Genomic DNA, 12,772 nt, shown 5'->3' on the forward strand with positions numbered 1-12,772 from the left:
CCGCGGAAAGCATTATATATGTTGAAGGGGACCCGTCACGCGGTCCCCGCCGGGTCAGCCGGCGGGGGCGTAAACGACGTCGATGGTGGATTGAAGTTGGAAGCCGCAGGTCTCGCTGGAGCCGGGGAAAATCCGCTCCGCGCGAGATCGGTGCTTTGGAGGGTTCGTTGGCGGGCGTTGACGGCCTGTTGCACCTTGTCGGACAGGTCGAAAATCCCCGTGCCGCCGCAACGGCCCAGGCACTCGGCGGTGAAATCCGCGGTGTCCGCGGCGTTGAACACGTGGGTCTGCTGGTCGAGGACCTGGCGCTGGGGCGTCAGAAAATCGAGCTGCAGGGTCACCCGCTGAACCCCGGGAATTTCCTCCGACAAGGGGCGCTGTTGGGCGGCTTCGTTGGCGTCGGCGCGCCGGCGTCGGACTTTCAATTCGTTTTTGCTGGGGCCGGGGGCGCCCCGGCGTCGTTTCTTGAAAAATTGGGCCACGGTGGTTTCTCCTGGGGTTATTTGTGCCGACGGAAAGGCCCGCGGGGGGGCCGGTTTCCGGGGTGTCGCGCGTTGGGGTGGGACGACCCTTTGTGGGGGGAATGGGACGTTCCCTTGTGAGACGAAAAGGGCGACCGACCCGAACGGCCGGCGGGCGCGCCGCCCCCACGGGGCGGGTTGTTGTATTGAAAATTCGGGATCATCGCCCGGGGAAACACGATCCGGGCGTAGCGTTCAATGCCCCGGACGAAGGATTCTTCCGACGGGTCCACGAGCAAAATGGCGTCGCCCACGCCGTAGGCCCGGGCGGTGCGGCCCACGCGGTGGACGTAGTCCTCCGCGTGCCGCGGCACGTCGAAATTGACCACGTGGCTGATGCCTTTGACGTCGATTCCCCGGGCGGCGATGTCGGTGGCCACCAGAAGCCGCGTGCGGGCGTGGCGGAAATCGTCCATGGCGGCCTGCCGCTGATTCTGGGACCGGTTGGAGTGAAGGACGCCCGTGCGGTAGCCGCATTCGGTGAGCCGCTGGGCCACCTTGTCGGCCCCGTGTTTGGTCCGGGTGAACACCAGGACCGAGCGCATTTCCGTCGAGTTGAGAAGCGTCAACAACAAGGGGATTTTTTGGGATTGAATGACCGGGTAGGCGATCTGGCTGATGCCTTCGGCCACGGTCGCCGGTTTTTCCACCTCAACCCGGGCGGGGTCCCGGAGGGCGAAGGAGGCGATGCGTTCCACGTCCTTGTGCAGGGTCGCCGAATAGAGCTGGGTTTGCCGTTCCGGCGGAACGTGTTTCAAAATGTCTTTGATGTCGGGCAGAAAGCCCATGTCCAGCATTCGGTCCGCTTCGTCCAACACCAGCTGATCGATGCGATGGAGTTGAAAATTCTTTTGTTCCAGGTGGTCCATGAGGCGGCCCGGCGTGGCCACCAGAATTTGGGCCCCTTGGCGCACGGCGTGGGTCTGGCCGCTGTGGCCCACCCCGCCGATGATGACGGCGGTTTTGACTGGGGAAAAACGGGAACATTCCTTGATGACGCGATCCACCTGAACGGCGAGTTCCCGCGTGGGAACCAGGATCAGCACCCGCGGACCGGGACCGGGCTTGGTCAGCAGTCCGTGGAGAATGGGCAGAACGAAGGCGGCCGTTTTGCCGCCGCCGGTTTGGGCCGCGCCCAAAACGTCCCGCCCCGACAGGGCCAGGGGAATGGCTTTTGCTTGAATGGGAGTGGGTTCGGTGTAGCCGAGGGCGGCGGTGGCTTTGACGAGGGTGGGGTGAAGGGACAGTGATTCAAAAGACATGGGGAGGCTTAAAAAAAGCCGTGGGTTCCTTTAACTGCGAATTCGCCGTTGCGGTGGTGACAAAACCGGAAGGACGTTGCGTTGCGTCGACGACAGTCTCCCATAATCCCGGACCCCTGTCAAATCCGTCGAGCCGATCCCCGCCCCCGGGGGGGGGAACTTTTACTCCCGGGCGTCGTTTTCTAAAGGGACCGCGTATGCCGGGGTCGACATTCGAGAAAGGACGCCTTCATGAACACGTGGCCGGGGCTGTTTTTGGGACACGGATCGCCGATGAACGCCATCCGGGACTCGCCCTTTGCGAGCGCCTGGGAGGAATTGGGGCGCGCTTTGGGAAAGCCCCGGGCCGTTCTGTGTCTCTCGGCCCACTGGCTCACCCGGGGAACCTTTTTGACCGGAAACGCCCGGCCCCGGACGATCCACGATTTCGGCGGTTTCCCGCCGGCGTTGTACGAGGTTCACTACCCGGCTCCCGGGGACCCGGCTCTGGCCGAAAAAACCGCCGCCCTGTTGGGGTTGGGCTCTGTGGCGGTCACGGACGAATGGGGGTTGGACCACGGCGCCTGGAGCGTCCTGCGCCGTCTCTATCCCGCCGCGGACGTTCCCGTCGTGCAAATGAGCCTCGACGTCGGTCTGTCGGCGGCGGGCCATTGGGCCCTGGCCGAACGATTGGCCCCGTTGCGGGAAGACGACGTTCTCGTTTTGGCCAGCGGCAACGTGGTACACAACTTGGGGGACATTTCCATTGAAGCCGAGGCGTCGGTGCCGCCCTGGGCCCGGGATTTTGACGAAGCCGTGGCCCAAGCGCTTCGGGGCCGTGACAAGGAGGCGCTCATCGCCTGGGAATCCCTCACGCCCCAGGCCCGGCGGGCCCATCCCACGCCCGATCATTTTTGGCCCCTCCTCTACACCGCGGCGCTGCGGCGTCCGGGAGACGCGTTGACTTTTCCGGTCGACGGTTTTCAGCACGGGACGATCGCCATGCGGGCGGCGCGCGCGGGCTGACGTCGGCGCCTGAGCCCCGTCATTGACGTCCCCGCGGTTTCCTGCAACACTGGGGGGGCCGCCACAAACACCGGGGGGGAACGCGGGCCTTGAAAAAAGTCGTTTTTCGCCGCTATTTGCTCAAGCGGCTGAACACCAAGATTTCCGATAATAAAAAGCTCGCGCTCCTTCACGGGGCGCTTCGGCGTTATTGTCCCTTCGTCGACCGGATCGCCATCGCCCTGCACGACACCAAAGCCGGCCGCCTCAAAACCTATCTGTCGAGCAACCGGGGTCCGTCGCCCTTGGTCCGTTACGAATCGGCCTTGGGCGACTCGCCCTCCCTGCGGCGGTTGCTGGCCAACCGGCGGTCCCGGGTGGTCAACGACCTCTCGGTGTTCGACGAGGGGCGGGGATTGCACACCCTGGAAATCCGCGCCCACGGGTACCAATCCAGCTACGCGTTCCCCATGATCGTCAATGGGCGGGTGGCCGGCCTCCTATTTTTTAACAGCCGTAAAAAAAACAGCTTCACCCCCCGCGCCCTCGACGTGCTGGATTTGTTCGCGCACTTAATCGCCAACGTCGCCACCGCCGGTCTGCGCACGGCGGGCGTCATGACGGCGGCGCTTCAAACCGCCAACGAAATGGTCCATTACCGGGACCCCGAAACCGGCAACCACCTGGAACGAATGGCCCGTTATTCGCGCCTGATCGCCCAGGAGTTGGCCCGCGCCGGGCTCTACCGGTTCGACGACGAGCAGATTCAAACCATCGAATCCTTCGCGCCGCTCCACGACGTGGGGAAACTGGGCATTCCGGACAACGTTTTGCTCAAACCCGGAGCCCTGACCCCGAAAGAAAAAAAAATCATGCGGTCGCACACCACCCAGGGTCGCCGCATCATCGACGCCATCCTGCACAATTTCAAATTGGAGTCCCTCCATCGAGTGGACGCCCTGCGGCACATCGCCGAACACCACCACGAGGCCATGGACGGATCGGGCTATCCCCACGGTCTCAAAGGGAACAAGATTCCCATTGAAGCGCGCATCATCGCCGTGGCCGACATTTTCGACGCGTTGACCAGCGTCCGCCCCTACAAAAGCGCCTGGTCCAACGACCGGGCGTTCCGCTACCTTCGCCGGCTGAGCCGCACCAAGCTCGACCGGGACTGTGTGCAGGCTCTGGGCCAGCACCGCCACGCGGTGGAGGAAATCCAGGCCCATTTTCACGACGCCCCCCGGCCCCGCGGGACGCTTGAACGACCGACGTTGACCGGCCGCGCCGGCTAAGCGTCGGGCCCCGTCGTCCGATCTCGACCCCCGCGTTGCGCCAAGCGGGAACGCGGTAAAAGCAAAGGAGATTGCCATGACCCCGAAGCCCCCGCCCTCGGAAGGGGCGAATTCCTACGGTTCGTTTGTTCTTCGAAACCGCGGCTACATCCCGGACGATTTGCAAAAAAAAATCCTCAACACACGGGTGTTGTTGGCGGGGTGTGGCCTTGGGAGCCCCATCGCCGAGGCTCTCCTGCGGACGGGTTTCACCCGTTTGCTTTTGGTCGATCACGACACCATCGCCCCCCACAACCTGAATCGGCAAAACTTCACGGCCGCGGACATCGGACGTCGGAAAGTGGAGGCGTTGGCCGATCGATTGAGGGCGATTTTTCCGGCCGCCGAAATCGAGACGATGGCCGACCGCGTGCGTCTTGAAAACGCCCGGGCCATCGTCGAGCGCGCCGATTTGATCCTGGACACCATCGATTTTCTGAGTCTTCCCGACTTGGTTTCCCTTCACGACGCCGCCCGGGAATCGGGAAAACCGCTCCTGTCCTGCCTTACGGCGGGGTGGGGCGCCGCGGCCCTTTATTTCCCGCCGGGCAACCCCTGCACCGCGCGCCGCTTGTTCGGCTTGCCGGACCGGGGGCCCGTGACGGGGGCCTCCTACGTGGAGCGTTTTGCCGGGATCATGAAAGCCCTGGCCGGTCGCTTGAACCCCGCCATCACGGCGGTCATGGCGGAGGCCCTCACGGTCATGGAGGACGGCACGCCGTGTCCGGCCTCCCAGGTGGCCGCGGGCGGGGCCGCGGTGGCCGCCCTGGCCGCGACGTTGGCGGTTCGCGTGGTGGGGGGTCAACCGGTGGCCGAGGCGCCCCGGATTCATTTGGTCGATTTGGACCGGTTGGCGCCCGAGGGGACGCTGACCTTGGGGGGACCGGCGTGATCGCGCGCTTGCTGGCGTGGTCCGCCAACTTTTCGGCCCGGTGGAATCTCCCGGTGCCGCTGACCCTTCAATTATTGACCGAGGCGTGGCTGTGGAACCACCCCGACCAAATCAAAGTTTTTTTGAATCACGTGAACCCCGCGGCGCTCTGGCGGTTGGGCGGGAAAAAAATGCTGGCGCTCGTCCGCCGTTTCGCGCGGACCACGCCCGCCTTGGCGGACCTGGCCGCGGCCCATTTTCCCGACGGGTTGAAGTCCATCGACGACTTCAAGGCCCGCATGCCGGTGGTCGACAAAGCCTCGTACATCAAACCCCGCCGTTTGACGGAACTGTGCCAGGGCGGCCGTATCCCGCGCGCCGGGTCCCTGTATAAATCCGCCGGCACCACCGGCCAGCCCACCATCTGGACCGACAGCGTCCGGGAACAATTGGCCTTCGACAAATCCGTGGGTTTCATCGGCCACACGCTGTTGGACATGGTGACCCGGGACTACATCATCGTGAACTGCTGGGTGATGGGGTCGTGGCTCACGGGCGGCAACTTCGCCTCCAGCGCGCGGTTTTACGGAAACATCATCAACATCGGCACGCTCTTGAACGAGGCCGTGGAGACCGTTCGGGCCATCGGGCCGGAGCGTCCTTTTCTGATCGCCGGGTACCCCCCCTTCGTTTATTCCCTGTTGAAAAAATTGGAGGACGGGGGGTGCGACTTTTCCCAATACCGGTTTGACGTGGTGGTCGGGGGGGAGGGCTTCGTGGAGGAGTGGCGCGACGCCCTCATTCGACGGCTCGGCCGCGACCGCGCGGTCTTCTCGGTTTACGGATCCTCGGACAAGGGGTTGGGGGAGGGCATCGAGACCCACCTCGCTTACGGTTTCCGCACGCTGCTCTACGTCGCGTCGTTGACGCTCGTCGATCCGGTCCAAGCCGCCGCGGCCTGGCGCCTGCGGTCCGGGGAATCCGCCCCGCCCTTCACCGCGGCGACCGCCCGGGCTTTCCTGGAGGCGTTGCTGGGCCCCGACGGGATTCAGCGAACGCCCATGGTGTTTCAGTTCGACCCCACCATTTATTACAACGAGAATCTTCCCTCGAGCCCCGGGGGCTCGGGCCGCCGGGAATTCGCTTCCACGGTTCTCCTCCCGTGGATGACGATCCCCCGGGTGCGCTACAACATCCACGACGAAGGGTTTGTGGTGACCTACGACGAGGCGCGGCGGGCCGTGGAGGCCGCGGGCGTACCCTGGGAAAAGCTGAACCTTCGCGGAGACCCTTATTTCGACCTGCACCTGCCGTTTCTATTCATCTTCGGCCGGACGGACGGGACGGTGTCCATTGACGGCGCCAACATCTTTCCCCAGGACGTGGATCGGTGCCTGCGGGAGGATCCCTTCCTCTCGGATTGGGTCTACGGGTTTCAGCTCTTCGTGACGCCGTTCTACAATCTGGGGATCGCGTTGGAATTGCGGGCCGGGGCCCCCGAGAACCCGGAACATCTGGAACGGGCGCGGCAATGGTTGGACGAGCGCCTGGCCAAATACAGCGCCGGGTACGCGGAACTTCGGCGCGATCAACTGCCCTCGGCCGTTTTGACGGTGGAAAAACACCCCCACGCCACGGGGCCCTTCGCGAACCGCCGGGTGAAAACCCCCTCGGTTCGGAATTCGCCGAATCCGGGCTAAGCCGAATCCCGCCAGAGCGGGCCGCTTCGGTGGCGTCGCGCCCAATGGGGCTCGGGGTGGGGGCGGACGCTCGTTCACGCCCCCGGTCGCGCGGAAGGCCCTGACGACCGGCGTTAATGCCGGGGGGGACGGGGGAGCGCTCCGCCGCTGAGCCGAGAGGGAGCCTTTCCGACGTGCCGGTAGGTCAAGACGGCAAGGGTGAGGACCGTGAGCGGGAGCGCGAACCACATCATCATCGCGTTGAAAAGCGGCAAGGCGTCGTGCGCGCGGGCGTCCAGCACGAGGAACGCCGTGTACGCCGCGTAGTAAAATAGAAAAACAATCCCCTCCCACCGAGCGATCACGTGGCCTGTAAAAAAAATCGGCAGACAGGCCAGGGCCACGGCGGTCATCAAGGGGATGTCGAAGGCCCGGGCCGCCCCGGAGACGGCCACGCCGCCCCCCAGAACCGCCGACGCGCCCAAAACTCCAAGAATATTGAAAATATTCGATCCCACCACGTTGCCCACGGCCAAATCCCGCTCTCCTCGCCAGGTGGCCAAGAGCGACGTCGCCACCTCGGGCAGGCTCGTGCCCGCGGCCACAATGGTGAGGCCGATGATGAGTTCGCTGAAGCCCGCGGACCGGGCCAAATGAACGCTGCCCTCCAGGAACCACCGGGCGCCCAGGACGAGGAGGGCCAATCCACCGCCGATGGCGAGGATGTTGAGCCCCGGGGAAGATTTCACGGGAGCCGGGTTGCCGTTGCCCTGGCGGAGACCCAAGCGCACCTGGAAGAACGTGTAGGCCGCCAGCAGGAGGAGAAGGAAGACCCCCTCCGCCCGGGACACCCGACCGTCCAAGGCCAGGACCCAGAGGAGAACGCTGACGGCAATCATGAGGGGGACTTCGCGCTGGATGATGGGACGGCTCACCAGAAGGGGGGCGAGCAGGGCCGAGGCTCCCAAGATGAAGAGAACGTTAAAAATGTTGGAACCCACGACGTTCCCCAGGGCGAGATCGGCCTGCCCCGCCAGAGCGGCCTTGGCGCTGACGATCATTTCCGGGGCGCTCGTCCCATAGGCCACGATGGTCAAGCCCACCACCAGGCTCGGAATCCCCGCCCGGAGCGCCAACCGGCTGGCGCCCCGAATCAGAAACTCGGCCCCCAGGACCAGGAGGGCCAGCCCTCCCACCAGCAACGCCGTCGTCATTCCGGTGTCCACGGAGACATTTACTTTTTCCCCACGGCCTGCTTTTCGGTTTCGTCCATGAGACGCCGGAAGGCCTTGAGGTCTCCGGAAAGATAATCGGCCACCAGCGCGTCCAAACGATCCGCTTCCTCGGGCAACACTCGCCGGGCGGAGGCGAGTTGGCGACCCAGGAGAGTTTGTTGCGCCGCCACGTCTTCCTCCAAGGCCGCGCCGTCCCGGGCCAGTTGTTGGGCGGTCAGGACGAACACCCGTCCCACCAAATAGGCGTCGTCCAAATAGCCGAAGAACCCCTTGTCTTCGACCAAATCCGCGGGGTGATACAGATAAGTGAGCGTGATGCCGTGCAAACGGCGGAAATTCTCCGGCACGTCGGCCCGATCGTACCACCGGCGAACCCGCTCCAGCAGATCGGGCAGGGCCAGGATGAGACCCCGGGCGTCTTCCGAAACGTTCCCATCGACCGCGCCCCCGAGCCCGGCGGCCACGCGTTGGGTCCAGGATTCCCGCTCGCCAAGACTTAACTGATTCAACTGGTTGCGAAAGGCTTTCAGCATGTCTTCCTCCTTGAACGAAGAATTTCTACGCCGCCCAGGACAGGCCTTCCCGGGCCAGGGCCTCCAACCGCTTGACCCGTTCCCGGGTGGCCGGGTGGGTCGAAAAGAGGACCGCCAAACCGCCCCCCCGGAGGGGATTGATGATGAACAGATGGGCCGCGGCGGGGGACGTGGGCAGGGCCTGTCGTCGGGCGAGGGCCTCGATTTTGAGCAGCGCGCTGGCCAGGGCCCGGGGGTTTCCCGACAGTCGCGCCGCGGCTTCGTCCGCGTCGAATTCCCGGGACCGGGAGATGGCCGCCTGGATCAACAGGGCCGCCAGGGGGGCCACGATCACCCCCACCAGGCCCGCCCAGGGGTGACCGCCCTCGTCGTTATCCGAGGAGGAGCGACCCGCGAGGGCGGTCCACATCGCCAGGTCGGCCAGCATCGACAGGGCCCCGCCCAGGGCCGCCGCCACCGTCATGGTGAGGGTGTCCCGGTTTTTAATGTGGCCGATTTCGTGGGCCAAAACGCCCTCGATTTCCGCCCGGTCCAGGGAGGCCAGCAGTCCCTCGGTTACGGCCACCGCGCCGTGGGCCGGGTCCCGCCCCGTGGCGAAGGCGTTGGGGGCGGCCTGAGCCAGACGGTAGAGCCGGGGAATCGGAATGCCCGCTTTCAGGGACAGGGTCCGAACCATCCGGTGAAGGTCCGGGGCCTCCCGCTCCCCCAGGGGTTTCGCGCCGGACATGGCCAGGACGATCTTGTCCGACCACCAATAACTTGCGAAGTTCATCCCACCGGCCAACACCAGGGCCATCGCCAGACCGGTCGATCCCCCCAGGGCCTGGCCCATCCATAAGAGGAGGGCCGTCAACAATCCCAACAGCGCCGTCGTTTTCAATCGGTTCATGAATGATTCTCCTTTGAAAGGATCAGGAACGTCGCGGAGCCCGGAGCCTTTTTTCCTGCCGGATTCCCGCGGCGGCTCCCCGGGGCGCGAACCAGCGGCCGTTTGCCATTCGGCGGGCGTCGGGGCGATCCAAATGTGTGTCCAGCAGGCCGTCGATCCGTTCCGCCAGCTCCGGCCAGTGGCGCCGGAAAATCTCCACCCATTCAGGGACGCCGAGGGCCAAGGATACGTTATCGGTCAGGGGCCGCAGGCCCGCCGGGCCGACTTCCTGCATGGTCCGGTAATAGGTGGCGGCCACGATGTAGGCGTCGTCCAAATACCCGTAGAGGCCGGCGTCGCCCTCGGGCAACAAGTCCTCCGGGTTGACGATGTAAGCCAGGGCGAACACCTGGGCGCGTTTCAAAGGCTGGGGCACCCCCAACTCCCGGGACCAGGCGGCGATTTGGCCCAGCATGTCGGGCATGGCCAAAATCATCCGTCGGAGCGGGGCCTCGATGCGGGGGGCTTCCAGCGGGCCCACCCGCTCGGTGACCCGCCGGCGAAAGGGATCCTGGGGATCGTTCGCCAACCGCGCCAGTTTTTCCTGAAAGGCTTTCAGCATGGGGGTCCTCCCGTTTGTATTTGAAGGACCATTTTACCGGGCCTCCATTGCATTTGTCCAATAGATAAATAAACACGTATAATTAGGTTTAATAAATGATTCCTCTGAACTACCACCATCTCTATTACTTTTACACCGTGGCCAAAACCGGGAGCATCGCCAAGGCCACGGACACGCTGCTTCTGGCCCAGCCGACGATCAGCGCCCAGATTAAGGAACTGGAGCGGTTTTTCAAGCGGCCGCTGTTCGAACGCCGAAACCGCCGGCTGGTCCTCACGGAGGACGGCCGGCGGGTCCTGGACTACGCCGAAAGCATTTTCGGCCTGGGCCGAGAGTTGGAGGACGTTTTTCGGGACCGGGCCCCCGGGGCGCCAACGGGCGCGCAGCTGGGCGTCGCCACGGACACCCCCCGCGCCCTGGCCCATCGATTGCTGGAAATGGCCCTGGCGGATTTTCCCGGGGCCCCCCTGATCGTGCGGGAGGGACCGACGACCGCTCTGGCGGAGGACCTTCGTCAGCAACGACTTGATTTGGTCTTAAGCACGTCGCGGTTGCCCCCCGGGACCAAAGACGAATTCATCACGAAACGCGTCGGCCGGATTCCCCTGGTGTTTGCGGCCGTCCCGCGCCGGGCGGCCACGGTGCGCCGTTGGCCCGACGATCTGGGGCGTCAACCGATGGTTTTGCCGGCGGGGGGGGCCTATCGGGAGATTCGGGACTTGTGGGATCAATGGGGCATTTCCCCCAAAGTTCTAGTGGAAGTCGACGATGTGGAGTTGGCCCGCCGGGTGGCCCTCGAGGGCCACGGGGTGGCGGTATTGAACGCCTTGACCGCCGCCGTCCAAACCCCCGGGGCGCGCCTGGTTCCGGTGGGGAAACCCACGGGTCTTTTCGAATCCGTTTATCTCACGGTGAGGCGGCGAAAATACACCAATCCTATTGCCGCCCGCCTCTTTGAGGATTTTGTCTTGTCCTCCGAAACATAAACCCCGGGGAAAAAGGATGGACCGGCGTTCCGGCGGCGCGCCGAAGGACAAAAGCCCCTCCCTCCCCCAGCGTCCTGGGGGGGGGTCCGGCCTTTTGATTCGCCTCCCCAACTGGTAAGATTTCCCTCGCGCCGTGCCCCTATTCCTCGTCGCTACCCCCATCGGCAATTTGAAGGACTTGAGCGACCGGGCCCGGGAGGTTTTGGCCGGGGCGGACGTCGTTTTGGCCGAGGACACCCGGCAGACCCGGAAACTCCTCCAGCACGCCGGGCTGGACCGGCCGATGCTTCGCTACGACGAGCACGTTCATCGGCGGTCGGCGCCGGAGATTTTGGAGCGGTTGGCCCGGGGGGAAAAGATCGCCCTGGCCACCGACGCGGGCACGCCGGGCCTCTCCGACCCGGGCGGCCGGTTGGTGGCCGAAGCCGTCGCCCGGAACCTGCCGGTGATCCCGATCCCCGGCCCCTCGGCCCTGCTGGCGGCCCTGGCCGCGTCGGGGCTTCCCTGGGACCGATTCACGTTTTTGGGATTTTTGCCCCGGCGCCCCGGTCGGTTGAAGCGGGAGCTGGAAGCGGGACGGGAACGGACGATCGTGTTTTACGAGTCGCCCCACCGGGTGGTCAAAACCCTGGACATCGCCCGGGAAGTGTTGGGCGACGCCCCCTGCGCCGTGGCGCGGGAGCTCACTAAAATCCACGAGGAAATTTTGCGGGGCCCCTTGTCGACGGTGGCCGAGGCCCTTCGGGCCCGGAGCGAAGTGCGGGGCGAAATCACGGTGGTGGTGGCCCCGGCGGAAACGCCGGCGGACGATTCGAACGAGGAGGATTCGGAATGATCTCGGCGGCGGTGGTGGGCGCGACGGGCTACACGGGCGGGGAACTCCTTCGAATTTTGCTCCAACACCCCGATGTCCGCGTCGTCCGGGTCACGTCCGAATCCAAACCCGGCCGCCCCCTGGCCGAGGTCCACCCCTTTCTCCGCGGCCGGTTGAATCTGACCCTCGAAAAATTCAACGCCCGATCCATCGCCAAAAGCGTCGACGTGGCGTTTTTCGCCCTGCCCCACGGCGTGGGCTCCAAAAACATCGCCGACTTCGTGAAGGAAGGCAAACGGGTCGTTGATCTGTCCGCGGATTTCCGAATAAAAAAATTGTCGGTTTACGAATCCACCTACCAGGTGAAACACGCCTCGCCGGCGCTCCTGGCCAAAGCGGTCTACGGCCTGCCAGAATTGTTCCGGGGTCAAATTCCCGGGGCCCCGGTGATCGCCAACCCCGGGTGCTACGCCACGACGACCATTCTGGCCTTGGCGCCCCTCCTGAAAAACAAACTGGTTCGCTCCGGATCCATTGTGGTCGACGCCAAGTCCGGCGTGTCGGGCGCGGGGAAGAAACTGGACCCCATGTATCTCTATTGCGAAGCCACGGAAAATTTCCAGGCGTACGCCGTGGTCAAGCACCGCCACGTGCCGGAAATCGAGCAGGCCTTGGGCGACCACGCGGGGGCCGCGCCCACCCTCACCTTTGTGCCGCACCTGGTGCCCATGACCCGGGGAATCCACGTGACGGCCTACGCCGATTTAAAAAAGAAGACGACGCCCGCGCGCTTGCGCGCGGTGTACGAAGCGGCCTACGCGGGGGAGCGGTTCATCCGCGTTCTCCCCGAGGGACAATGGCCGCAGACCAAGGACGTGGCGGGGACCAATTACGTCGACATTGCGGTCGCCGTGGACGAACGCCACGGGCGCGCGGTGGTGCTCGCCGTGCTGGACAACCTGGTCAAGGGCGCGGCGGGTCAAGCCGTGCAGAACATGAACCTGCTCTTCGGTTTGGATGAGACCGCGGGGCTCCAATAACTAAAACGCGGACGGCGCTCGGC

General features: G+C 64.8%; 13 protein-coding genes. 7 read left to right on the forward strand and 6 right to left on the reverse strand.

Annotated elements, in window-relative coordinates:
• Window positions 1-35: 35 nt before the first annotated feature.
• Together IPP68_01770 and IPP68_01775 are read right to left on the reverse strand one after the other, a co-directional pair.
• Window positions 36-482 (reverse strand): hypothetical protein, encoded by a 447-nt coding sequence (locus IPP68_01770; protein MBL0349089.1) that lies wholly within the window; start codon window positions 480-482, stop codon window positions 36-38.
• A gap of 17 nt (window positions 483-499) precedes the next feature.
• Window positions 500-1,783 (reverse strand): DEAD/DEAH box helicase, encoded by a 1,284-nt coding sequence (locus IPP68_01775; GenBank protein MBL0349090.1) that lies wholly within the window; start codon window positions 1,781-1,783, stop codon window positions 500-502.
• A 231-nt stretch (window positions 1,784-2,014) separates the two neighbouring features.
• Here IPP68_01775 and ygiD point away from each other — a divergent pair, with 231 nt between their 5' ends.
• From ygiD to IPP68_01795, 4 genes are all read left to right on the forward strand, one after another.
• Window positions 2,015-2,788 carry a 4,5-DOPA dioxygenase extradiol gene (gene ygiD / locus IPP68_01780; protein ID MBL0349091.1) on the forward strand — a complete coding sequence of 258 codons (774 nt, stop codon included), beginning with the start codon at window positions 2,015-2,017 and terminating at the stop codon, window positions 2,786-2,788.
• An 89-nt stretch (window positions 2,789-2,877) separates the two neighbouring features.
• The gene (locus IPP68_01785; GenBank protein MBL0349092.1) at window positions 2,878-4,062 is read left to right on the forward strand and encodes an HD domain-containing protein; all 1,185 of its coding nucleotides are present in this window, start codon (window positions 2,878-2,880) and stop codon (window positions 4,060-4,062) included.
• Between the two features lie 76 nt (window positions 4,063-4,138).
• Window positions 4,139-4,993, forward strand: coding sequence for a ThiF family adenylyltransferase (locus IPP68_01790; protein MBL0349093.1), 855 nt, complete (start codon window positions 4,139-4,141; stop codon window positions 4,991-4,993).
• Window positions 4,990-6,672, forward strand: coding sequence for a hypothetical protein (locus IPP68_01795; protein MBL0349094.1), 1,683 nt, complete (start codon window positions 4,990-4,992; stop codon window positions 6,670-6,672). Before IPP68_01790 ends, IPP68_01795 begins: the two co-directional genes overlap by 4 nt.
• A gap of 113 nt (window positions 6,673-6,785) precedes the next feature.
• Here IPP68_01795 and IPP68_01800 read toward each other — a convergent pair whose 3' ends face one another.
• From IPP68_01800 to IPP68_01815, 4 genes are read right to left on the reverse strand one after another with little or no spacing between them, the layout of a single operon-like run.
• The gene (locus IPP68_01800) at window positions 6,786-7,865 is read right to left on the reverse strand and encodes a calcium/sodium antiporter (GenBank protein ID MBL0349095.1); all 1,080 of its coding nucleotides are present in this window, start codon (window positions 7,863-7,865) and stop codon (window positions 6,786-6,788) included.
• Between the two features lie 20 nt (window positions 7,866-7,885).
• On the reverse strand, window positions 7,886-8,419 hold the full coding sequence (locus IPP68_01805) for a hypothetical protein (protein ID MBL0349096.1): 534 nt from the start codon (window positions 8,417-8,419) through the stop codon (window positions 7,886-7,888).
• Between the two features lie 25 nt (window positions 8,420-8,444).
• Window positions 8,445-9,308, reverse strand: coding sequence for a zinc metalloprotease HtpX (locus IPP68_01810; protein MBL0349097.1), 864 nt, complete (start codon window positions 9,306-9,308; stop codon window positions 8,445-8,447).
• A gap of 22 nt (window positions 9,309-9,330) precedes the next feature.
• Window positions 9,331-9,909, reverse strand: coding sequence for a DUF1232 domain-containing protein (locus IPP68_01815; GenBank protein MBL0349098.1), 579 nt, complete (start codon window positions 9,907-9,909; stop codon window positions 9,331-9,333).
• A gap of 95 nt (window positions 9,910-10,004) precedes the next feature.
• Between IPP68_01815 and IPP68_01820 the strand changes: the two genes are divergently transcribed.
• The 3 genes from IPP68_01820 to IPP68_01830 all read left to right on the forward strand — a co-directional run bounded on the left by IPP68_01820 (window position 10,005) and on the right by IPP68_01830 (window position 12,749).
• Window positions 10,005-10,895 carry a LysR family transcriptional regulator gene (locus IPP68_01820; GenBank protein MBL0349099.1) on the forward strand — a complete coding sequence of 297 codons (891 nt, stop codon included), beginning with the start codon at window positions 10,005-10,007 and terminating at the stop codon, window positions 10,893-10,895.
• A 133-nt stretch (window positions 10,896-11,028) separates the two neighbouring features.
• Complete coding sequence (gene rsmI, locus IPP68_01825; protein ID MBL0349100.1) at window positions 11,029-11,730, forward strand: 16S rRNA (cytidine(1402)-2'-O)-methyltransferase; 702 nt, start codon at window positions 11,029-11,031, stop codon at window positions 11,728-11,730.
• Window positions 11,727-12,749 (forward strand): N-acetyl-gamma-glutamyl-phosphate reductase, encoded by a 1,023-nt coding sequence (locus tag IPP68_01830; GenBank protein ID MBL0349101.1) that lies wholly within the window; start codon window positions 11,727-11,729, stop codon window positions 12,747-12,749. The genes rsmI and IPP68_01830 overlap by 4 nt, the downstream gene beginning before the upstream one ends.
• Window positions 12,750-12,772: the final 23 nt, after the last annotated feature.

This window comes from Elusimicrobiota bacterium, from assembly GCA_016722575.1.
GTDB lineage: Bacteria > Elusimicrobiota > Elusimicrobia > FEN-1173 > FEN-1173 > JADKIY01.

Coding starts and splice junctions, on each gene's coding strand:
- IPP68_01800 (MBL0349095.1), bottom strand. CDS start 7,865: ATGACGACGGCGTTGCTGGTGGGAGGGCTGGCCCTCCTGGTCCTGGGG.
- IPP68_01810 (MBL0349097.1), bottom strand. CDS start 9,308: ATGAACCGATTGAAAACGACGGCGCTGTTGGGATTGTTGACGGCCCTC.
- ygiD (MBL0349091.1), top strand. CDS start 2,015: ATGAACACGTGGCCGGGGCTGTTTTTGGGACACGGATCGCCGATGAAC.
- IPP68_01815 (MBL0349098.1), bottom strand. CDS start 9,909: ATGCTGAAAGCCTTTCAGGAAAAACTGGCGCGGTTGGCGAACGATCCC.
- IPP68_01820 (MBL0349099.1), top strand. CDS start 10,005: ATGATTCCTCTGAACTACCACCATCTCTATTACTTTTACACCGTGGCC.
- IPP68_01805 (MBL0349096.1), bottom strand. CDS start 8,419: ATGCTGAAAGCCTTTCGCAACCAGTTGAATCAGTTAAGTCTTGGCGAG.
- IPP68_01775 (MBL0349090.1), bottom strand. CDS start 1,783: ATGTCTTTTGAATCACTGTCCCTTCACCCCACCCTCGTCAAAGCCACC.
- IPP68_01790 (MBL0349093.1), top strand. CDS start 4,139: ATGACCCCGAAGCCCCCGCCCTCGGAAGGGGCGAATTCCTACGGTTCG.
- IPP68_01830 (MBL0349101.1), top strand. CDS start 11,727: ATGATCTCGGCGGCGGTGGTGGGCGCGACGGGCTACACGGGCGGGGAA.